Consider the following 21,653-nt stretch of genomic DNA (forward strand, 5'->3'; position numbering starts at 1 on the left):
ATTGGATCCAGCTCTTTGTTTGGTCAGAAGTCCAGCTGCTCGATGGTGCGCTGCTGGTTGGTATAAATGCAGATGTCGGCGGCAATGCCCAGGCCTTTCTCAACGACATCCCGGGCGCTGAGTTCTGTGTTGTCCAGTAAGGCCATCGCTGCAGCCTGAGCAAAGGAGCCGCCAGACCCAATGGCGATGAGGTTATTCTCCGGTTCGATGACGTCGCCATTACCGGAAATCACCAGAGAGGTTTCTTTGTCCGCAACGGCAAGGAGTGCCTCTAGCTGACGGAGGGAGCGCTCGGTGCGCCAGGCTTTTGCCAGTTCTACGGCAGCTCTAACGAGCTGACCACCGTGTTTTTCCAGCTGTGCTTCGAATAATTCAAACAGCGTGAACGCATCGGCGGTGCCCCCTGCAAAACCCGCAAGAACCTGGTCTTTGTAGAGACGGCGTACTTTTCGCGCATTGCCTTTCATGATGGTGTTGCCCATGGAGACCTGGCCGTCTCCCCCGACAACAACGCTGTTGCCCCGGCGCACACACAATATGGTGGTGCCTCTGAATTGTTCCACGGTGTTTTCCTTCGCCTACGAACTATCGTTATGGGGGCGTGGTTTGTAAGTTCAAGCGCTGTTCGCGGGTAATAGCGGGCGTGCAGCGGTAGCGGGGGACGTGAGTTAGCCGCTGTTACGTTGGATGAGGAGCGTATCGATGTCTTGCTGAGCCGTGAGGCTACGAGCTTTAGCCATTGCCGAACGGCTTTCAAAAGGCCCAAGCACCACACGGTACCAACGACCTGTGTCCCCTCGCGTGTCCTCTACGCTGGGATTAAGGCCCAGTAATAAAAGCTCGCCACGACGGCGATCAGCATCTGCGGCTTGTCGAAAAGATCCGGCTTGTAACAGGAACTGCTTACCCGTGGAGGCACTGCGAGGCTTGGGAAGATCCGCCGGATCCACGTCGACGGTGATTTCCTGATTCGGGAGCACTTCAAAAAACTCGTACTCAGGCTCTGGCGCATTGACCTTTGGGGTGGCCGCGAGCTTCGGGGCGGGTCCGCCCTCCGGGGGCAAGGTCACCAGATAAAGCATAAATGCGAGGAACAGACCGCTCGCCACGCCGGCCGCATACCACCGAAGTCCGCCGTGGCTCTGACTGGTCGTGTTTTGACGGCTCGCGCCGCGGCTGTTTTTCCGTTGGGAAGTCTTTGCCATGAGGCTCTACATGCTCTCCGGGGCTGATACGCCCAATAGAGTCAGGCCATTGGAGATTACCTGCCCGACGGCCGTCGTGAGCGCAAGACGCGCGCTGCGCAGCTCCGCGTCCTCGATGAGTACCTTGTGAGCGTTGTAATAGGCGTGAAACTCTCCGGCAAGCTCGCGAAGATAATTGGCGATTTGCTGGGGCTCAGCGCTGGTTCCCGCTCGCGCGACGATCTCCGGGAAACGCGCGAGCTGCTTGAGCACCTCTATCTCCTGTGGCTCTACCAGGCGCTCCAAGGCAAGAGTCTCTAAATCCAGCTCGACGGACAGGCCTTCCTCGATAAATTTACGACGGACACTGCACACGCGCGCATGCGCATACTGGATATAAAAAACGGGATTGTCATTGGACTGGGACAACGCCAGATCAATATCAAAAGTCAGCTGCGAGTTTGGTGAGCGAGCCACCAGGAAGTAGCGTGTGGCATCGCGACCTACTTCGCCAATAAGGTCCCGCAGGGTGAGGTAGCTGCCCGCACGTTTGGACAGCTTCACTTCCTCACCGTCGCGCATGACCGTCACCATTTGGTGAAGCACGTATTCGGGCCACCCTTTGGGAATACCTTCGCCAAGCGCTTGAAGTCCGGCGCGAACCCGGGTCACGGTGCTGTGATGGTCGGCGCCCTGCTCGTTGATTACGCGCTCGAAGCCCCTGCGCCACTTGTTTAAGTGGTAGGCGACATCGGGTAAGAAATAGGTATAACCCCCATCTTTTTTCCGCATGACGCGGTCTTTGTCATCGCCAAAATCGGTGGTGCGAAGCCAGAGAGCATCATCGTTGGTGTAGGTGTTTCCACTGTCAACCAAGCGCTCGACGGTGGTGGCTACTTCGCCTGACTCGTAGAGGGATGATTCCAGAAAGAACACATCAAAGGACACGCCAAAGCTTTGGAGGTCGAGATCCTGCTCCCGGCGTAGCCAGGCCACGGCAAATTCACGAATGGCATCGAGATCGTCACCATTTCCTGCGGCGGTTACAGATTTGTCGCTGGCTTCTACGCTTTCCCCTGCAAGGTACGCTTGAGCAAGTTCCGCGATGTACTCTCCACGATACCCGTCTTCGGGCCAGCCTTCGTCCTGCGGGCTCAAACCTTTGCAGCGCGCCTGAACCGACAGGGCCAGATTGTTGATTTGCGCGCCTGCGTCGTTGTAATAGAACTCTCGTACGACTTCCCAGCCACAGGCATCTAATATTCTCGCGAGGCTGTCCCCGACCGCCGCGCCTCGTCCGTGTCCTACGTGCAGTGGGCCCGTTGGATTGGCGGAGACGAACTCCACCTGCACTTTGCGTCCCGCGCCTGTATCGCTATGCCCGAACTTTTCTCCTTCACGCAGCACTTGTAGAAGGGCTGCCCCTTGGCTGTCTTTGGACAGGAAAAAGTTAATAAATCCGGGACCGGCAATGTCCGTGCGATCGATGATGGTATTTTCTGGCAGGGCCTCACAGATCGCCTGGGCAAGCTCTCGGGGAGGCATTTTTAGCAGCTTGGCGCTAGCCAGCGCGATATTGCTCGCCAGGTCTCCATGGGCGGCGTCACGAGTGGTTTCCACCTGAATTTTAGGGGCGCTAATGTCTGCGTCCCGAGCGGTGATAATGCTTTGAAGTGCCTCACTTAACAGTGCGGCAACGGTATCTTTCATGATGTTTTTCCGTCGATGGTGCGTCGCATACGACGCGCGGAGGCATTATCCCGCTTCAATCACGGCTTTGCCAGATTTGCAGCCCCCTTTGTCTTATCCGTGGGCTAATTTACAAAACGTCACTGGGGTCAACGTCGATGAACCAGCTGAGCTCTCTGGGCTTCTTAAGGGTCTCAGCCCGATCTACCAATAGTCGAGCTGCAGTCATAGCACCTCGTCGAGATGAGCTTAAGCACCACAATTGCCAACGGAAGCGTCCTGCCCGTCGGGGCATTGCGGAGGGCAGGGGGCCAATGAGCTGACAGTCGCTGGGAAGGTAGGGCTTGGCTTCTTTTTGGACGGCCCGTAAAAATGCTTCGCCATCACGCTCGTTGCGCGCGTCACTGCGCAGGAGCATGAGCTGACCATAGGGGGGCTGTCCCGAGCTTCGTCGTTTTTCAAGCAAAGAGCTGGTTATGGATTCAAAGTGGCCATCCCGTAGTGCGCCGAACAAGGGGTCATCGGGGTAGTGTGTCTGGATTAATACCTTGCCACCTGCAGACTCACGACCTGCTCGTCCCGCTACTTGCACCACCAGTTGGGCCATGCGCTCCTCGCCACGAAAATCCGCGGAGTAAAGCAGGGCGTCGGCGTCGATGACACCCACTAGCTGGACGGCGGGAAAATGATGACCTTTTGTCAGCATTTGTGTGCCTAGAATGACGCAGGGCTCCTCGCTGTGGGCAACCTCAAGGAGTGATTGCATGGCATCGACGCCACGCATGGCGTCGCTGTCCACGCGGTGCACCGGGCAACGAAGTACGCTGCGTAAAAACTCTTCGGTTTGTTCAGTGCCCAGTCCATGAGTCAGTAGTGAGGTGCCCCCGCAGTCCGGGCAGTGCGAAGGCAAGGCACGCTGAGCTGCGCAGTGATGGCAGCGCAGGCAGCGTTTGCGCAAATGCACGGTCAGTCGAGCGTCGCAATGATCGCAGCCGGCAACCCAGCCACAGCTGTGGCACTGAAGCGTGGGAGCAAAGCCCCGGCGATTCAAAAAGAGTAGCGCCTGCCGTTTCTGGATCTCAACAGTGTCGCGAATGGCCGCCATGAGGTAATCGCTGATCCCTGCATTGAGATGCAGGCTGCGTAAGTCTACCGTTTCGAGCATTGGCAGTTCGCCGCCGCCCTGACGTCCCCGGAGGAAGTGGTGTTCATAGCGCCCCCGCCGGGCATTCTCCAGCGATTCCAGGGAAGGAGTGGCGCTACCAAGAATTACCGGGCAGTTCTCCAGCTGTGCTCGCTTCACAGCGACGTCGCGGGCAGAGTAACGAAAGCCATCCTGCTGCTTGTAAGAGCCGTCATGTTCTTCGTCGACGACGATGAGGCCTGGTCGTGCCAGAGGCGTAAAAATCGCCGACCGGGTTCCTATGACGATGCCCGCGGTCCCCGCCTGCGCGGCCTGCCATGCGGCGAAACGTTGGCCATCCGACAAGCCGGAATGGAGTACCGCTACGGGTGATTTGAATCGCCCCTCGAATCGTTTGACCGTTTGCGGCGTTAAGCCAATCTCAGGAATAAGCACCAGCGCTTGCTCGCCCCGTTCAAGACAGGCAGCGATTAGGCGAAGATACACTTCGGTCTTGCCGCTACCGGTTACACCCTGCAATAAATGAGAGCTAAAACTCCCCCAGGCAACGGCCTCGACAGCTTGAGCTTGCTCGCTGCCAAGTGGTGGACCTTCTTGCTCCAGTTCTGCGCTGGGTATGCTCGCTGACGCGCGACAGCGCTCGATAAGGCCTTTACTGGTTAGCTCGCGGAGCACGGCGCTGGAAACGCCTTCAGCTTTAAGTGTCTCGGGTAGCTGCTCGCCGCACTGCAGTAGCGACAATGCTTTGGCCTGCGACCGAGCGCGACTTAGTGCGCCCTCAGGCAAACCCTCACCTCGCGTTGTCAGGCGCCAATGGGTTTCGGATAAGCCCCGACCCTCTCGAAGCGCCTTTGGAATTGCTGCGCTGAACACTTCGCCGACAGGATGCTGGTAGTAGTCCGATGACCAGTTGCACAGTGCCATCATGCTCGAACTAAGGAGCGACTCGCTGTCCAGCACATCCACTGCTGCGCGAAGTTGCTCTGCATCAACGCTAGCCTCTTCGACGACCTCCAGCAGAATCGCCGTTATCTCCCGTTTGCCAAAAGGCACGCGCAGGCGCATTCCCGGGCTGAGGGAGCCCTGGCGTTGGCCCTCGGGAGCGAGGTAGTCGAAGGGTCTTCGCAGAGGAACGGGGGCCGCTACGCGAAGGACCACTGGTTTTTCGGTATGGGTCACGATGGGGCGAGCATAGCAAAGCGTCGACGGCTCGACGGAGCAATCTGTATCGTTTATTACTTACATTAGCCCTGTATTGCACCAGTCGCAGTTTCTGCTAAACTCCGCGCCCCGTTTACCTGCCCACGGTGCCTAGTGCCCAGAGCAGGTGACTCCCGGATGCGGTGCCTGGCATAGCGCGACCGGCTTCATGGAAGCAGGCGTGTGGGTTCGGGTGGCGGCATCAACATACTGGAGATACACCATGAAAGCTGAAATTCATCCCCGTTACGAGGACGTAACTGCGTCTTGTAGCTGTGGCAACAAGATCCAGACCCGCTCGACCTTGGGTCAGGACTTCAACATCGACGTTTGTTCAAGCTGTCACCCGTTCTTTACCGGGAAGCAGAAGATTGTCGATAGCGGTGGTCGCGTAGACCGGTTCAAGAAGCGTTTTGGCGCTCGCGGTACTGCTCGATAGAACTACTTCGGGAGCGGCGTCAGAGCCACTTCCAAGAAAAACCCGCCGGCTTATGCCTGCGGGTTTTTTTTTGCTTCATCGTGGGTTAGCGGGGTGCTGCCTTTTCGAGTGCAACCCAAAGGCACTGTGTTGGGCGGCTCGGCCCCGCTTTACTCGAGCTGCTCGCGTATCTCCATGGGCGTCAGCACAGCAAACAGCGCACTCGACGGACGCTCGAGCAAAGCGGCGCCGAACCACTACCAGTCCTCAGCGCACGTTACTCACGCGATAAAGCGTCTGAATATCGCGCTGACAAGGCTAGGCAGGCGGTCGTCCTTTGAGCGTCCGTCGAGTGCAGTTAGCAGTGTGAGAGCGTCGCTGGAGATACGCGAGCAGCTCAAAGGACTAGCGACTGTCTGGCCGGCTATCCGATCCACACTGCGCTGGTCAGACTAAAGCATGCATAGCAGTAACCGAGCCAGTCTAGGGAGTCTGCCTCTGCTAAGCCGCGATGAACCTTTGTTATGCCCTACGATTCCGGTGTGATGACAGCAATCGTTCCTTCACGACGAGGATCAACGCCACCTTCAAGGCTGCCGTCATCGTGACGCAAGATCACGCTTAAGCCGGAGTTTTCACCGGCAGATTCTTTGATCTGAAATCCAAAGGCGCGCATGGACTCAAGCATCTCGGCGGAGGCTCTTGCGCTTTCTACGCGGACGGTATCACCGCGCGCAACCACGTTCGGCAGGTTCACTGCTTCTTGCGGCGTTAGCTTCCAGTCAATGACTCCCACGAGGGTTTTGAGTGTGTAAGCGATGATCGAGTTGCCGCCGGGAGAGCCGGTCGCCATGTTAAAGCTGCCGTCGCTATTGAGTGCGATGGTGGGGGACATGGACGAGCGGGGGCGTTTACCCGGTGCGGGATGATTGGCGACCAATATGCCGTCGGCGTCCCGTGGCTCTTTGGCAAAATCCGTGAGTTCGTTGTTGAGAAACATTCCGCCGGCCATGCGTGTCGACCCGAATATGCTCTCTACCGTCGCGGTCATTGAGACAGCGTTGCCCCACTTATCCACGACCACGAAGTGTGTGGTGCCGGCGTAGTCGATGGTGGTGTCTCTTCCGGGAAGTGCCGCAGTGCGTTCAGCATCAAATGCCCAAGGATCTCCCTCGAGTACTTTTTCCGCCGCGCCATCGGGGCTAATCAATGCAGCGCGTTGCGCGAGGTAGTCTCGATTGAGCATCCCACTGAGGGGTACGGGCACAACATCATCATCCGCGACATAGAAGTCGCGGTCGGCGTAGGCCAGACGTTGGGCTTCGGTGAACATTGCCCAGTCGGTCATTTCATCGCCAGTAGGAAAGTTGGTGCTCTCAAGCATCCCCAAGGTCATGCCTACGGCGACCCAGGACGAGGGTGGAGGCGGGCCACACAGCGTGAGTTCACGATAATCCATGCAAAGAGGCTCGAGCTTGCGGGCTGAGTAGCTGGCAAGATCATCCAGACTGAGCGTGCCGGCACGAGGCGAACTAGCGGCCGCTGCAACCATCGCTTCGGCGAGGGGGCCGCGGTAAAAATCTTTGGGGTCCTTCGCAATAAGGTCGAGAGTGTCCGCATACTCGGTATTTACGATACGGTCTTTCATGGTGCCGTTATCGTCAAAGAAGTAGTGGTAGGCGTCCACTGGGCCTTGCTCCAGCGTGGTTGGAATCAGGCGCATGCCATATTTTTCAAAAAATGAGCGCAATCGAGGCGACGGCGTAAAGCCCTCGGTTGCAAGACGCTTTGCCGGCTCAAGCAGTTCTCCCCAGGGTAAACGCCCGCGATCACTGTGGGCCAGATCGAGCATGGACACCATTCCGGGAACGCCAATGGAGAGCCCACTGTTTTTGGCCTCGAGGTAACCGTAGCGCGTGCCGTCTTCCTGCAAGAACATATCACTGTGAGCGCCTAGAGGCGCCTTTTCTCGGCCGTCATACACTTCTATGCTCTGATCGGCAGCATGGTAATAGACCATGAATCCGCCTCCGCCAAGCCCCGAGCTTTGCGGCTCAACCAGACTGAGTATTGACTCAATCGCAACGGCCGCATCAACGGCGCTGCCCCCCGCACGAAGAATCTCCTCACCTACGCTGGTAGCGATAGGGTTGGCAGTGACCACCATGGCGTCGCCGAGAGTCGCCATAGTCTTTGCGGCGATGGCGATACTGGGGGCTTCTTCCACCTTGGGTCCCGGCGTGCATCCAGAAAGCGGAATCAGGATTGGTGATAGAAGCAGCGGCGCCAGGGCCAGATTCCGGATAGATTTAGTCGACAAAGGCATAAGACGGTCACAGTAAGTTGAGGAAGCGCTGATAGTTTCAGCGCCGATTGTGGGATACAGCCTATAATAAGAAGGTATATCTACTGAAGCTATTTGTAGCATAAGCCCCTACTTAATTTAGGAGAACAGAATGCGAAGCACGCTTTGGCTGCTCGGTGTCTTGTCTATTGTCGCCCTGAGCGCCTGTGAGGACCCTGCGACGACGACTGAGCGCCCTGCCGCGAGTTCTGCTGTGCTTGTCGAAACTGAAATCGCCGAGCTTGCGCTGATTGTCCAGGATGCAGAGTCAGTGGGCACCTTGGTGGGCAATGAGTCCGTAACGATAACTGCGAAGCTTACAGAGCAGGTCAGTGCCGTCTATTTCGAGGGCGGCGAGCTCGTTGAAGCGGGCGCAGTACTGGTAGAGCTGATCGATGTTGAGCAATTAGCCTTGCTGCGAGAAGCCGAGGCCAAGCTGCGAGAAACCCAACTACAGCTGGATCGCTTCCTCACGCTGGGCAAGGACATTGCGACGGCTGCAGAGATTGACGTTGCCCGCGCTCGGGTCGATGCCAATGCGGCGCTTCTTGAGGCACTGCGTTCCCGTATTGCCGATCGCACTATTCGCGCACCCTTTGATGGCGTTATTGGATTACGTCGTATCAGTGTTGGTGCTTTGCTAACGCCGGGGACGGTTATAGCCGAACTTGATGACGTTAACCCGATGAAGCTCGACTTCACCCTGCCGGAGCATTATCTGTCGCAGATCGATATTGGTGACTCTGTCGATGCAAAGAGCACGGCCTGGGACGGAGAGTCTTTTGCAGGAGAAGTGACACAGATCGGTAGCAGGGTCGATCCCGCTACGAGAGCTTTTTCTGTCCGTGCACTTATTGATAACAAAGACGCGCGGTTGCGCCCCGGCATGCTGATGGCTGTAAACGTTTCTTTGGGCGAAGTACCGGGTATCGTCGTGTCAGAAACAGCCTTGGTCCAAAGTGGTGCGCAGAGTTCTGTGTTCATTGTTGATGATGAGTCTATCGCTCGGCGGGTTACGGTGGAGATTGGTAGGCGCATGCCGGGGCTGATTGAAATACGCTCGGGTTTGTCCCCCGGGGATCGCGTTGTGCGCAATGGACAGATGACCTTAAGGCCGGGCGTAAAAGTCCGTGAATCCAACCTGACCTCCGAAGCGGACTCTCTAGCTGGCATTGGGACATAAATCGATGCGACTTCCTGAAATTTCTGTACAGCGCCCCGTCTTTGCCACGGTCATTGCTTTGTTGCTTGTCTCCTTCGGCGTGATGGCTTTCTTGCAGCTGTCGACGCGGGAGTATCCGGATATGTCTCCCGCGCAGGTGTCCATCGTGACGAACTACGAGGGCGCAGCGTCAGATGTGGTCGAAACACGGATTACTCAGCCCATTGAGGATGAGATCGGTGGTATTGAGGGCATACGCACTATCCGCAGTAGTAGTGCCGATGGACGATCCACGATCACCGTGGAGTTTGAGTTGGGTCGCGACATAGACGCAGCCGCGAACGACGTGCGAGACCGCGTGTCTCGTGCCAGTCGCCGACTCCCCGAGGAGGCCGAGCGACCCCAGGTGACCAAGGCCGACAGCGAAACTACACCCCTCGTTTACATCAGCGTGGCCGGTGAGGGCATGTCGCCCATGGACATCACCGATTATGCCGAGCGCTATATCGTTGATCGTTTTGCAGTGCTTCCCGGTGTCGCATCGGTACGGGTCTTCGGCGGTGCGCCCAGATCTATGAGAATTTGGCTGGATCGTCAGAAGCTGAGTGCTCGGCAACTGGCTGTGAGTGATGTTCTGGCCGCCCTGCGTCAGGAAAACGTGGAGCTGCCTGCGGGTCGATTGGACTCCCAATACATGGAGCTCCCCGTGCGCGTTGAACGCAGTTATCGCAGCGCTATGGATTTCCGTCGTCTCGTTGTACGTCGCGGTGACGACGGCCATCTGGTGCGTCTTGCAGAGGTGGCGCGTGTGGAAGAGGGGCCCTCCACTCGTCGGCGACTGTTTTTCTCAAACGGCGAAAACAGTGTGTCTGTGGGTGTTGTGAAGCAATCCGATGCCAACACCGTAGAGGTTCTCGATAAGGTTCAAAAAGAGATGCGCGCGATAGATGACGACCTCCCCGATGGCATGGCTGTCGCTTCTTCCGGTGATGCCTCAGCTTTTATTCGCGCTGCCATTAATGGCGTCTACACAACTATTGCGCTCACTATTGCTTTGGTTTCCTTTGTGATCCTGCTGTTTCTCGGAACCATCAGGGCTACTCTTATTCCAGTGGTGTGTATTCCGGTATCGCTGCTGGGCGCGGTTATTGCGCTGCAGGCTATGGGTTATTCTCTGAATCTCATTACGCTTCTGGCCATGGTGTTGGCCGTAGGGTTGGTAGTCGACGATGCCATCGTGGTGTTGGAGAACATCTTCCGCAGGGTAGAAGACGGTGAGCCGCCATTACTCGCAGCGGCGGGTGGGGCTCAGCAAGTAGGATTTGCCGTTATAGCAACAACGGCGGTGTTGTTGGCAGTGTTTAGCCCCGTGGTGTTCTTACAGGATGCGTCTTCGCGTTTGTTTGTGGAGCTGGCGGTAACTATTTCTGTCGCCGTTTGTATCTCGTCGGTCCTCGCCTTGTCCCTCGTTCCCATGCTGTGTAGCCAGGTGTTACGCCGTAAGACGTCGCATAGTTTTCTCGACAGGGCTGTCGAGGCAGCGATGACAAAGCTGCGATCCGGATACGAAACCAGCCTGCGTTTTCTGCTGGGCCACGCATGGATATCTTTGGTGGCTGCGGCCTTGGCCTTTGTGATGCTGCCTCTCCTGTTTCAGCAGCTTAAGCAGGAATATGTGCCCGTTGAAGATCAAGATCAGATCATGGCCATCATCAACACTCAGGAAGGCACCAACATAGAATCCATGCGGGGAATCATCGAACAGCTGCAGCCGCCGCTGCTGGAACTTGAGAAGGCTGGGTCGCTCACACGGGTTCTGTTTGTCGCGCCTTTTCGTAATTCCACATCGACGTCTACGGCTTTCTCGCGTGTTTCCATGGTGCCCTGGGATCAGCGCGACTACAGCGCTTTTGAACTTCGCGATCAGATGGCTGCGACCTGGCGAGATGTGCCGGGAATCCGCGTCATGACTTTTGTACCGGCGGGACTGGGCCAGCGAGGCCCGAATACCCCCGTGCAGTTTGTGCTTCAGGGTCCGGATTATCAGACCCTCGCCGAGTGGCGGGATATCGTCATGGACGAGGCGCGTAAGAGTGGCCTCTTCGGCATGCTGAACTCGGATCTTAAGGAAACTCAGCAGCAGGTACATCTGCGTATTGATACTGCGCGAGCAGCTTCTTTGGGCGTGAGCGCCCGTGACGTAGCAGAGACGCTGCAGGCGCTGATGACCGAGCAGGAAGTGACGACCTATTCCGTGGACCAGGAGGAGTATCCGGTCATTGTTCAGCTGCAGGACAATCAAAGAGCGACGCCAGACGACATCGGCAATGTTCGCGTTCGCAGTGCCAGTGGTGAGCTTATCCCGCTCTCGAATCTTCTTGATGCGGACAATGTCGCGGGTATAGCCGAGCTTCAGCGCTACAACCGACTAAGGGCGGTAACTATTAACGCGACTCTTTCGGGGGATGTGAGTCTGGGGGATGCTCTGGCATTTTTAGAGCAGACCGTCGATGACAATCTTCCGACGAATGCGAAGGTTGATTACAAAGGACAGTCTCTGGACTACAAAGAATCCTCCGGTGACATTTACTTTGCCTTCGGCTTGGCGCTGTTGGTGTTGTTTTTGGTCATGGCGGCGCAGTTTGAGAGCTTCGTCCATCCGGCGGTCATTATGGTCACCGTGCCTCTCGCTTTGGGGGGCGGATTGCTAGGCCTATTTTTAACCGGGCAAAGCTTCAATCTGTTCAGTCAGATTGGCTTACTCATGCTGATCGGTATTGCCACCAAGAACGGCATCCTCCTTGTGGAGTTTATTAATCAGGTCCGCGATGAGGGTTGGGAGTTTGGTGAGGCTATTGTTAAAGCCTCGGTGCTGCGTTTGCGGCCCGTGCTTATGACAGCGGTTTCGACCATTGTGGGCACGCTTCCACTGGTGTTGATGGAAGGCCCGGGTTCCATGAGCCGAAACGTGCTGGGAATTGTTGTGCTATTCGGCGTGAGTGTGGCGACGTTGTTTACGCTCTATCTGGTACCGGCGATTTACAGCATCGTTGCGAGGGGCACCGGTTCTCCAGAGTCTATTGCCCGGGAAATGCGCGAACTTGCAGCAGAGCGTGGCGATGCACCCCCTGCCGAGGCTCAGAAAATCTCCTGAATCAGCTCGTCGGTCCCTTTGGGGCCGGCGCCGTCTCCTTCGCCTTCTGCAGGCAAGTTTTCGTTGCGGAAGTACTCAAAAATCGCATTGCGCTGATCGCTCGTGGCTAGAAGCCCGGTCTCCGGGTCGATGCGCACATAGCTGATGCCCGGCGGGAGCTTGCGTGGATTTTCGGGAAGACCCGCAAGGGCTTCGCGCATGTAATTGATCCATATGGGCAGTGCTGCGGTGCCACCGAATTCCCGGCGCCCAAGCGGTGTGTAGTTATCAAAGCCGACCCAGGTGGTGGTAACTACGTCCGGGTTATAGCCAGAGAACCATGCGTCCATAGGACCGTTGGTGGTACCCGTTTTGCCAGAGAGATCGTCGCGCTTTAGTACCAGCGCACGCCTTCCCGTACCTTCTTTAATCACGTCCTGGAGGATGCTGTTCACAATGAAGTTGACTCGTTCATCCATAACTCGCTCTGGAGCGGGCAGGGCGTCTTCCTGTGCAGACAGAATTTCTTCCATAGATAACTCTTCGCCGCTGTCGCCACCACCAGTGTTCGTGCTGTTGTCGTCACAGTCCTGGCACACGGTGGGAGGGCGTGCTTGGAAGACTTCTTCCCCCGCGAGATTGTCGATGCGCTCAATGAGAAAGGGCTCTACCCGATAGCCGCCGTTGGCAAGGATTGCGTAGGCCCCGGCGATTTCCAGAGGGTTCATGGCGTGCGTGCCCAGCGCCAAAGAAAGATCCGGCGCAAAATCCTCGGTATCAAAGCCCAGCTGGTCGGCATAATTGATAAACCGACGGATGCCTAATTGCTGAAGTAAGCGAATGGAGACCAGATTGCGCGACTTCGTCAGCGCCCAGCGTAGTCGGGTGGGTCCGAAGAATTTGCCACTATCGTTTTCAGGCCGCCAAACGCCCTCAAGTGACCGATCCTGCATCACGATGGGAGCATCATTAATAATGCTTGCGGCAGTGAAGCCCGCGTCCAGAGCCGCGCTGTACAAAAATGGTTTGAGGTTCGAGCCGGGTTGACGCTGCGCCTGAGTGGCACGATTGAACTTGCTTTTCTCAAAGCCGATCCCGCCAACGAGGCTGACGATGGCACCGTTATTGGGGTTCAGCGAGACCAAAGCCGCCTGAGCATCGGGTACCTGAGCAAAACGCCATGTCCCCTCATCCGTAAGCTTCACTCTAATCAGGTCACCGAGGGCCACAACATCGGCCGGCACTGCGGGAGCTGAGCCCATGCGATCTTCGCTGATGTAGGGTCGTGCCTGGCGTAATCCGTCTTCCCACTCTACTCGCGCTTGCTTGCTGTTACTGAGCAAGACCGAAATACCCGTGTCGTCAATAACTGTGACGACCGCCGGCTCCAGTCCTGCGATAACCGGAGTGTCTGTAAGTGTGGCTAGCCAATCCTGCAGTGGGAGGGGGGCGTCAGGTGCTAACTCCGACTCGAGTAATTGTTTTTCTGGTCCGCGGTATCCGTGGCGAGAATCATAGGTGATCAGTCCATCAACAACCGCAGCGCTGGCCACTTGCTGCAGATCGCCGTCCAGGGTGGTGTAAACGCTATAGCCTTCGTTATAGGCCGACATCCCGTAGCGCTCGACCATTTGGCGGCGCGCCATTTCTGCGGCGTATTGGGCTTCGAGAGTGATACGTGCGCCATGCTGTGTTGCGACAACGGGCATGGGGACGGCTTTATCGTAAGCTGCTTGATCAATGTACCCCAGTGTCAGCATTCGACGGAGGATCCAGTTCCGCCGGTCCTTACCGGCCTCGGGACCGCTGATTGGGTTGTTGCGTGATGGTGACTTTGGGATGCCTGCAAGCATCGCGTGTTGTGCAAGGCTGAGTTCACCGATGCCTTTACCGTAGTACACCTGAGAGGCAGCTTCGAAACCGTAGGAGCGGTGCCCCAGAAACACACGATTGACATAGAGTTCGAAGATTTCTTCTTTCGATAGCCGGCGCTCGATCTCGATAGCGAGGAGAATTTCATTGAACTTGCGCATGAAGGTGCGATCGAGGGTCAGGAAATAGTTACGAGCGACCTGCATAGTGAGCGTGCTGCCCCCGGAACCCTTCTGGCCAGTGAGAACGAGCTCGGATACGGCGCGCAGTAAACCGCCAAAATCGATACCGCCGTGAGAGAAGAACCCGTCGTCCTCAGCTGCAAGCAAAGCCTGCACAAACTGCTGGGGTATCTGATCGTAAGTAAGGGGGTTACGCTTTTGCTCACCAAACTGGCCGATGAGATCGCCGTCGCGCGTGTACACGCGCATGGGCGTCTGCAGGCGAACGTCACGAAGGGTCTCCACATCAGGGAGATTGGGACTGAGATATAAGTAGATGCCGGCAAATAGCCAGCAGCCACCAAAAAAGCCCAGCACCGTAAGGCGCAGGGGCCAGCGCAGCAATTTCACAGTGTCTCCGGAGTAGTGTTGTTCACTCGAGTTCGCCGTAAAGCACCTGTTTGTGCGGTGATTTCAGCGTATTTCGTGCAAGACTGTGGATGTTTGTTGATGGTAATTATATGCTTTTTTTGTGTTTTGATTGCATTGTAGGCTATCTTAACGCTTAATATTGAAGTATAAGAACACAAAGTAAAGCTAAGTCCGTGAAACTTATAGGAAAACGACTTGCTTGGGTTGCTAGGAAAACGTAAGCAGACGCCGCTGTTGGGGATCGATATTAGCTCCACGACGGTCAAGCTGTTGGAGCTCAGTCGAACTGGGGACAAGTACCGCGTAGAAAGTTATGCGGTTTGTTCGCTTCCCCAGGATGCTGTAGTTGAGAAAGCCATCAATGACGTGGATGGCGTAGCCAATGCTGTGCGCAGCGTGGTGGCGCAGTCGCGCTCGAAGTTAAAGCTGGTTTCGGCCGCTGTCGCCGGGTCGTCGGTGATTACCAAACTGATTGATATGCCCGTGGGCCTCTCTGACGACGAGATGGAGACTCAGCTCACCCTGGAAGCCGATCAATACATTCCCTACCCGCTTGAGGAGGTGGCGCTTGATTTTGAAGTGCAGAACCCCTCCGCAGAGCGCGAGAATATGGTCGAGGTACTTTTAGCGGCATGCCGACGCGAGACCATTGACCTTCGGGTTGAAGCAATAGAGTCCGCCGATTTAGAGGCCAAGGTCGTTGATGTTGAGGCCTACGCGATGGAGCGGTCTTACTCGCTCATCCGCGAGCATCTGGAGCTTAAAGAAGACAGCGTTGTTGCGATCGTTGATATCGGCGCGACGATGACAACCCTCAGCGTGTTAAAGAACGGCAATACTATTTATACCCGCGAGCAATTGTTTGGCGGCAAGCAGCTCACGGACGAAATTATGCGTCGCTATGGACTGCCTCTTGAAGAAGCCGGTCTTGCTAAGAAGCAAGGCGGTCTGCCCGATGACTACGAGCCAGAACTGCTAAATCCTTTCCGGGATGCAGTGGTTCAGCAGGTTACTCGCTCGCTGCAGCTTTTCTTTTCTTCGAGCCAGTACAACGACGTGGACTACATCATCATGGCGGGCGGTGTGTCCTTTATGGATGGCCTGTCGGAGCTGGTTCAAGAGCAGCTGGGAACACCCACGGTAGTTGCGAATCCCTTTGCCGAAATGACCATTTCTCCTCGTGTGAATGCGGTGGCTCTGGGCAGTGATGCACCAGCGATGATGATTGCCTGTGGTCTGGCGCTGCGGAGCTTCGATTAATGGCGCGTATTAATTTACTCCCCTGGAGAGAAGCCCGGCGCGAGGAACTCAAGCGTGCCTTCCTGAGTATTCTGGGCTTGGTAGCCGCGGCGGCGGTGATTCTGGTGATGCTGGGGGATCGCTTCGTAAACTCTCAGATCGATAGCCAGAAAGCACGCAACGATTACATCGCTTCCAATATCCGCGAGCTGGATAAGCAGGTAGAAGAGATCAAAGACCTGCAGCGTAAGCGTAATCAGCTTATTGAGCGCATGCGGGTTATTCAGGAGTTGCAGGGCAACCGACCGATTATTGTTCGTGTTCTTGACCAGCTGGTACGGACAGTACCCGACGGCGTTTTCTATACCAATGTGAGTGCGCGGGACGTGGACCTCAGCGTCAAGGGTGTAGCGGAGTCGAATAATAGAGTGTCCAGTTTGATGCGTCGTCTCGATGCTTCGGATTGGTTGAAAGAGCCGAATCTGGATGCTGTTCGAGCAGCTCCCACCTATGGTGATCAGGCTAACACCTTCGATCTCAGTGTGAAGGTGGACTTACCCGCTAAAGACAATGAGTCGGGGGATTGATCGATGGCGTTAGATGACACGCTGCGTTCGCTCCGGGAGTTTGATGTCAATGACATTAACCTCGATAACATCGGCTCTCTGCCGGTGGTGGTTAAGACCATCTTGTGTATTTTGCTGTTTGCCCTCGTTCTTGTGGGCGGCTACTACTACCACATCAAGGATTTGCAGCTGCAGCTTGCGAGCGTGCAGAGTCGCGAGTCGACCCTCAAGCAGGATTACGAGAAAAAAGCTTTTCAGGTTGCGAACCTGGACGCATACCGCCGGCAGATGGCGGAAATGGAAGAATCGTTTGGTGCGCTAATCAGTCAGCTGCCATCTGATACTGAAGTGCCGGGGCTCCTGGAAGATATTACCAATAAGGGACTTTTGAACGGTCTTGCTATCAGCAGTATCGATTTGCAGCCCGAGGTGAGTCGAGAGTTTTATGTGGAGTTGCCCATTGCCATCGTGGCGAGCGGTTCCTATCACGATTTAGGGGCTTTTGTGAGCGGCATGGCTGGATTGCCACGTATCGTAACGCTCCACGATTTCACGATTAGTGCAAACGGCGAGAACTCTGCCGCACTGAGCATGAACATTACCGCCAAGACCTATCGTTATAAGGACGGGGAGGGCTGATGATGAAAGTGCAAATGCGTCTGGCACTGCTCTTGCCACTCGTTCTGTCCATGGCTGCGTGTACTTCGCGGGATTTTTCCGATCTCGATAGTTTCATGGCAGAGAAGCGCGCACGCCCCGGTGGCATTATCGCGCCGATCCCCACATTTAAGGCCTACGAAGCGTTTGCCTACAGCGCTACGCGACTGCGCAGTCCTTTTGACCGGCCCATTGAGGTTCGGGAAATTACGCAGCTGCAATCCATCAGCGCTATCAAGCCTGACGATAATCGTGCCAAGGAGTTTCTCGAGCAGTACACCTTCGACTCGCTTTCAATGGTGGGTACGCTCGATAGAGGCGTTAACAGCTGGTCCCTCGTTAAAGACCCCGAAGGGGGCATTCATCGAGTACAGGTTGGCAACTTTCTTGGCCGCAATCACGGCAAGATTGTTGAGATGACAGATACGTATTTGGCCGTGGTGGAAATTGTTACGGACGGCACAAGCGACGGTTGGGTAGAGCGACCGCGCACCATAGAACTGAGCGGCTTGTAGGTCGCCCTGGGTGAAGACCATGAATGGAAATCAAACTGCGAGGGCTGAGATGGCTGTGAACGCGGAGCGTGAACGCGCTAGCGGAGCGGCGTGGCGCAACCTTCTGAGCCGGCCTGCCCTTCGTGTAGCGGCTGTATTGTTTGCCTTTTGGGGCAGCACTCAGGCACTTGCAACGGCGGTCACGGATATCGAGTTTAGCTCGCGACCCGGCAGCAAGTTTGAAGTACGTTTGGACTTTGATGAAGCGCCACCTGCTGAGCTTCAGTCTTACACTATTGAGAAGCCTGCCCGAATTTCTATTGATTTCCCCAACACGACCTCACAGCTCGAGCGTCGCCGTTACAGCCTGCCCTACGGCAATGCCACCGGCGTTTTAGTACTGGAGTCCGGTGACCGTACGCGTCTGGTACTCAATCTCGTCAAGCTCGTTCCCTACGAGACCCGTGTTGACGGCAACAGCCTGTTTTTGACCGTTGGTCAGGATGCTGACGCCGAGTATTTCAAGCAAGAAAGCGACGCTAATTCGGTTAAGACCAAGATAGAAGCCGTAGCGGATGTACGCTCCAGCATCTCCGATCTTCAGTTTCAGCGTTCTCCTGACGGAGAGGGGAGACTCATTCTTCAGCTCACGGACCCTTCAGTTGATGTCAATGTGTTCAGTGAGAGCGGCGACATTAAGGTCGAGTTTCTCGATACGGATATTCCAGAGCGACTACTGCGTCGATACGATGTCACTGACTTTGCAACCCCTGTAAATAGTGTTGATGTAAATACTTCTGAGAGAGGCACAGCGCTGACGCTCAAGACAGCGGGGCCTTTTGATTATCTGGCGTATCAAACCGATAACGAGTACGTGGTTAGCATCAAACCGCTTAGTAAGAAAGAAGCGGAAGAGCGACGCAACGAGTTTGCCTACGTGGGCGACCGCATCTCTCTGAACTTCCAGGATATTGAAGTACGCGCGGTATTGCAGTTGATCGCTGACTTTACCGAGCTGAACCTTGTAGCGAGCGACACGGTTTCGGGTCGTATCACTTTGCGTCTGAAGAACGTCCCTTGGGATCAGGCTTTGGAACTGGTTCTCAAGACCAAGGGTTTGGATAAGCGTCAGATAGGTAACGTGCTGATGGTTGCGCCCGCTGCGGAGATCGCGGAGCGTGAGCGTCAGGAGATTGAAGCTAACAAGCAGATCGCTGAACTCGCACCTTTAGCCAGTGAATTCATCCGTATTCGCTACGCCAATGCAGCGGATATTGTGGGTCTCTTTCAGGCGGGTTCTGAAGACGGTGGCAGCCTTATTTCGACGCGCGGTTCAGTGATTGTCGAGTCGCGCACCAACTCGCTAATCGTGACAGAGACCTCTTCAAAGTTAGCCGAGATTCGTGAGCTCATTGATCGAGTAGATATCCCCATTCGTCAGGTGATGATTGAGTCGCGCATTGTGATCGCACAGTCTGACCTTGAGAAAGAGTTGGGCATTCAGTGGGGCGGTGGTTACCTCGATCCCGACGCGAACGGCAACATCCTGTCTGTGTCTGGCGATTCCGCGAATGCCGTCAATTTAAATAACTCAGTAATCAACGGCACGCAGCCTGACCTGTCTTACCCCGGCGCGTTGCTCGTTGACCTCGGTTCAGGCAGTGCAACCAGCGGCTTTGCCGTGGGCTTTACGTCGAGCGAGCTGTTCCTGACCGCAGAGCTCTCGGCTCTGGAAGCGGCAGGTAAGAGTGAGGTGGTTTCGCAGCCAAAAGTCATTACTGGCGATAAGCAGCCCGCGACGATCAAGTCAGGTACGGAGATTCCGTTCCAGCAGGCGGCGGCCAGTGGTGCAACCGCAGTACAGTTTAAGGAAGCGGTATTGAAGCTGGATGTGACGCCTAACATAACGCCTGATGATCGCATTCTGCTTGACCTGATTATCAATCAGGATTCTGTAGGTGACCTCGTGCCGTCTGGGCAGGGTGGTCTGATTCCTGCGATTGATACGACTCAGCTCACCACCCAGGTATTGGTGGGTAACGGTGAGACGGTGGTTCTGGGTGGCGTATTCCGGACAGAGAACCTCGAGACGACCAGCAAGGTACCGTTCTTCGGTGACCTGCCATACGTAGGCGCTTTGTTCCGCAACGAGTCCAGTCAGCGGACCAAGACCGAAACACTGATCTTTATAACGCCACGGATCCTCGCCGACACATTGCTCGATTGATGCGCGTCCAGTGCTGCCAGCAATTGACGGCACTGGGCTCGTGATCAGCTCCCTTCGAATCACTCGTTGTGAGTAACCCTCTGTGACCAACTACAACCGCGTGTTTCTTGTGGGTCCCATGGGCGCGGGAAAAACGACGATTGGTAAATTGCTGGCAAGAGGGCTCAAGCTGGGCTTTGCAGATAGCGACTCCGAAATAGAATCTCGCACGGGCGCTGATATCGCCTGGATCTTTGACGTTGAGGGCGAAGAGGGTTTTCGTGATCGTGAAGAATCTGTCATCGATGAGATGACACTCCTTGACCACACAGTGCTTGCCACCGGCGGTGGCGTTGTTATGCGCGAGGCAAACCGTCGAGTCCTTGGGTCTCGCGGTTTTGTTATCTATCTGCACGCAACCTTGGACGAGCAAATACGCAGAACGCGCGGGGACCGCAGCCGCCCGTTGCTGAATGGCGATGACCCTGAAGCAAAGCTGCGGGAGTTGTTTGCGCTTCGTGATCCTTTTTATCGAGATATTGCAGATCATGTTATCGATACCGACAGCACTAGCCCTAAGGTTATTGCACAGAGACTCCTTGCGCAGTTACCTTAGCGCGCCAAAGTTTTAGCGCGGTTTTCGTACATGAGTACCCTCAACACGACTTTAAATGTCCAGCTTGGTGAGCGTAGCTACCCCATCTATATAGAGAGCGGGGTGCTGGATGATCCTGTGCGCTTGAATCGTCATATCAAGGGTAAGCAGGTTGTCATTATCAGCAACACCACCGTGGCTCCGCTATACATTGAGCGGCTGCTTTCGGGACTGGATTCTTCTCTCAAGGTGTCTCAGGTGCTTTTACCCGATGGTGAGGAGCACAAGACTCTCGCTAATTTGGAGCAGATTTTTGATACCGCGTTGACCGACAATCACAACCGCAGCACCAGCTTTATTGCCCTCGGCGGAGGAGTCGTGGGCGATATGGCCGGTTTCGCTGCAGCAAGCTATCAGCGAGGTGTGCACTTTATTCAGATACCCACCACCCTGCTGGCCCAAGTGGATTCCAGTGTGGGCGGTAAGACCGGCGTTAATCACCCTTTGGGCAAGAACATGATAGGTGCCTTCTATCAGCCTCAGGCCGTTTTTATTGATCCTGATGTTCTGGATAGTTTGCCAGCGCGGGAGTATGCAGCAGGGCTTGCCGAGGTCATCAAGTACGGGTTGATTTGTGACCCCGCGTTTTACGAGTGGCTACATCAGCATAAAGATGACTTTGTCGCCCGCGACAAAGTCGTGCTCTCTGAAGCCATCAAGCGCAGCTGTGCGGCGAAGGCTCGGGTGGTTGCAGAAGATGAGCGCGAGGGCGGCGTTCGCGCCATTCTCAATCTCGGGCATACGTTTGGACACGCTATCGAGGCTGCGCAAGGCTATGGCAGTTGGCTTCATGGAGAGGCCGTAGCCGCCGGCATGGTTCTCGCGGCACAGCTTTCAGCAAGCCGTGGATCGATTACCGATCAGGATGTCGATCGACTTGTACATTGGCTTGAAGCTATGAACCTACCGACAGCGCCTCCGGGGGGTATGCCGATAAGCACTTGGACTCAGCACATGCTGCGGGACAAAAAGGTAGTCGATGGCCGCTTACGACTCGTGCTCCTTGATGAGATAGGCAAAGCTTGTATTGTCGACGATCTTCCCCAAGCCGAACTAGAGAGCTTTCTAGCTACTTTTGCCCCCTCATAAACGGGTTT

General features: G+C 55.7%; 16 protein-coding genes. 10 read left to right on the forward strand and 6 right to left on the reverse strand.

The window, feature by feature from the left end:
- Positions 1 to 23: 23 nt before the first annotated feature.
- The 4 genes from hslV to AB8B76_RS06505 all read right to left on the reverse strand — a co-directional run bounded on the left by hslV (position 24) and on the right by AB8B76_RS06505 (position 5,175).
- Positions 24 to 563 (reverse strand): ATP-dependent protease subunit HslV, encoded by a 540-nt coding sequence (hslV, locus tag AB8B76_RS06490; protein ID WP_405271202.1) that lies wholly within the window; start codon positions 561 to 563, stop codon positions 24 to 26.
- A 105-nt stretch (positions 564 to 668) separates the two neighbouring features.
- Complete coding sequence (locus tag AB8B76_RS06495; protein WP_405271203.1) at positions 669 to 1,205, reverse strand: SPOR domain-containing protein; 537 nt, start codon at positions 1,203 to 1,205, stop codon at positions 669 to 671.
- A gap of 6 nt (positions 1,206 to 1,211) precedes the next feature.
- Positions 1,212 to 2,894: an arginine--tRNA ligase gene (argS, locus tag AB8B76_RS06500; RefSeq protein ID WP_405271204.1), complete on the reverse strand. Its 1,683-nt coding sequence runs from the start codon at positions 2,892 to 2,894 to the stop codon at positions 1,212 to 1,214.
- Between the two features lie 109 nt (positions 2,895 to 3,003).
- Complete coding sequence (locus AB8B76_RS06505; RefSeq protein ID WP_405271205.1) at positions 3,004 to 5,175, reverse strand: primosomal protein N'; 2,172 nt, start codon at positions 5,173 to 5,175, stop codon at positions 3,004 to 3,006.
- Between the two features lie 265 nt (positions 5,176 to 5,440).
- Here AB8B76_RS06505 and rpmE point away from each other — a divergent pair, with 265 nt between their 5' ends.
- Positions 5,441 to 5,656, forward strand: coding sequence for a 50S ribosomal protein L31 (gene rpmE, locus AB8B76_RS06510; protein ID WP_405271206.1), 216 nt, complete (start codon positions 5,441 to 5,443; stop codon positions 5,654 to 5,656).
- 508 nt (positions 5,657 to 6,164) lie between these two features.
- Here rpmE and ggt read toward each other — a convergent pair.
- Positions 6,165 to 7,862 (reverse strand): gamma-glutamyltransferase, encoded by a 1,698-nt coding sequence (gene ggt / locus AB8B76_RS06515; protein ID WP_405271207.1) that lies wholly within the window; start codon positions 7,860 to 7,862, stop codon positions 6,165 to 6,167.
- 229 nt (positions 7,863 to 8,091) lie between these two features.
- Between ggt and AB8B76_RS06520 the strand changes: the two genes are divergently transcribed.
- Positions 8,092 to 9,162: an efflux RND transporter periplasmic adaptor subunit gene (locus AB8B76_RS06520; protein WP_405271208.1), complete on the forward strand. Its 1,071-nt coding sequence runs from the start codon at positions 8,092 to 8,094 to the stop codon at positions 9,160 to 9,162.
- Between the two features lie 4 nt (positions 9,163 to 9,166).
- Entirely contained in the window at positions 9,167 to 12,295 is a 3,129-nt protein-coding gene (locus AB8B76_RS06525) for an efflux RND transporter permease subunit (protein ID WP_405271209.1), read from the forward strand.
- On the opposite strand, the gene AB8B76_RS06530 is transcribed toward AB8B76_RS06525, so the two are convergent.
- Positions 12,280 to 14,718, reverse strand: a complete 2,439-nt coding sequence (locus AB8B76_RS06530; RefSeq protein WP_405271210.1) for a penicillin-binding protein 1A — start codon at positions 14,716 to 14,718, stop codon at positions 12,280 to 12,282. The genes AB8B76_RS06525 and AB8B76_RS06530 overlap by 16 nt on opposite strands.
- A gap of 216 nt (positions 14,719 to 14,934) precedes the next feature.
- Here AB8B76_RS06530 and AB8B76_RS06535 point away from each other — a divergent pair, with 216 nt between their 5' ends.
- The 7 genes from AB8B76_RS06535 to aroB all read left to right on the forward strand — a co-directional run bounded on the left by AB8B76_RS06535 (position 14,935) and on the right by aroB (position 21,645).
- Positions 14,935 to 15,999, forward strand: coding sequence for a pilus assembly protein PilM (locus AB8B76_RS06535; RefSeq protein ID WP_405271211.1), 1,065 nt, complete (start codon positions 14,935 to 14,937; stop codon positions 15,997 to 15,999).
- On the forward strand, positions 15,999 to 16,565 hold the full coding sequence (locus tag AB8B76_RS06540; protein WP_405271212.1) for a PilN domain-containing protein: 567 nt from the start codon (positions 15,999 to 16,001) through the stop codon (positions 16,563 to 16,565). The genes AB8B76_RS06535 and AB8B76_RS06540 overlap by 1 nt, the downstream gene beginning before the upstream one ends.
- Positions 16,566 to 16,568: 3 nt before the next feature.
- Complete coding sequence (locus AB8B76_RS06545; RefSeq protein ID WP_405271213.1) at positions 16,569 to 17,183, forward strand: type 4a pilus biogenesis protein PilO; 615 nt, start codon at positions 16,569 to 16,571, stop codon at positions 17,181 to 17,183.
- The gene (locus tag AB8B76_RS06550; RefSeq protein WP_405271214.1) at positions 17,183 to 17,716 is read left to right on the forward strand and encodes a pilus assembly protein PilP; all 534 of its coding nucleotides are present in this window, start codon (positions 17,183 to 17,185) and stop codon (positions 17,714 to 17,716) included. Before AB8B76_RS06545 ends, AB8B76_RS06550 begins: the two co-directional genes overlap by 1 nt.
- A gap of 19 nt (positions 17,717 to 17,735) precedes the next feature.
- A complete protein-coding gene (gene pilQ / locus AB8B76_RS06555; protein WP_405271215.1) occupies positions 17,736 to 19,922 on the forward strand; it encodes a type IV pilus secretin PilQ in 2,187 nt (728 codons plus the stop codon).
- 82 nt (positions 19,923 to 20,004) lie between these two features.
- Positions 20,005 to 20,517, forward strand: coding sequence for a shikimate kinase AroK (aroK, locus tag AB8B76_RS06560; protein ID WP_405271216.1), 513 nt, complete (start codon positions 20,005 to 20,007; stop codon positions 20,515 to 20,517).
- Between the two features lie 30 nt (positions 20,518 to 20,547).
- Positions 20,548 to 21,645 carry a 3-dehydroquinate synthase gene (aroB, locus tag AB8B76_RS06565; protein WP_405271217.1) on the forward strand — a complete coding sequence of 366 codons (1,098 nt, stop codon included), beginning with the start codon at positions 20,548 to 20,550 and terminating at the stop codon, positions 21,643 to 21,645.
- The last annotated feature ends 8 nt before the right edge of the window (positions 21,646 to 21,653 follow it).

Origin of the sequence: Congregibacter sp. (assembly GCF_045107095.1) — a bacterium.
Classification (GTDB): domain Bacteria; phylum Pseudomonadota; class Gammaproteobacteria; order Pseudomonadales; family Halieaceae; genus Congregibacter.

Bases quoted from the DNA above. Each gene is read 5' to 3' on its own strand.
- pilQ (WP_405271215.1), top strand. From the start codon at position 17,736: ATGAATGGAAATCAAACTGCGAGGGCTGAGATGGCTGTGAACGCGGAG.
- rpmE (WP_405271206.1), top strand. From the start codon at position 5,441: ATGAAAGCTGAAATTCATCCCCGTTACGAGGACGTAACTGCGTCTTGT.
- argS (WP_405271204.1), bottom strand. From the start codon at position 2,894: ATGAAAGATACCGTTGCCGCACTGTTAAGTGAGGCACTTCAAAGCATT.
- AB8B76_RS06545 (WP_405271213.1), top strand. From the start codon at position 16,569: ATGGCGTTAGATGACACGCTGCGTTCGCTCCGGGAGTTTGATGTCAAT.
- aroB (WP_405271217.1), top strand. From the start codon at position 20,548: ATGAGTACCCTCAACACGACTTTAAATGTCCAGCTTGGTGAGCGTAGC.
- AB8B76_RS06525 (WP_405271209.1), top strand. From the start codon at position 9,167: ATGCGACTTCCTGAAATTTCTGTACAGCGCCCCGTCTTTGCCACGGTC.
- AB8B76_RS06550 (WP_405271214.1), top strand. From the start codon at position 17,183: ATGATGAAAGTGCAAATGCGTCTGGCACTGCTCTTGCCACTCGTTCTG.
- AB8B76_RS06495 (WP_405271203.1), bottom strand. From the start codon at position 1,205: ATGGCAAAGACTTCCCAACGGAAAAACAGCCGCGGCGCGAGCCGTCAA.
- AB8B76_RS06520 (WP_405271208.1), top strand. From the start codon at position 8,092: ATGCGAAGCACGCTTTGGCTGCTCGGTGTCTTGTCTATTGTCGCCCTG.
- AB8B76_RS06540 (WP_405271212.1), top strand. From the start codon at position 15,999: ATGGCGCGTATTAATTTACTCCCCTGGAGAGAAGCCCGGCGCGAGGAA.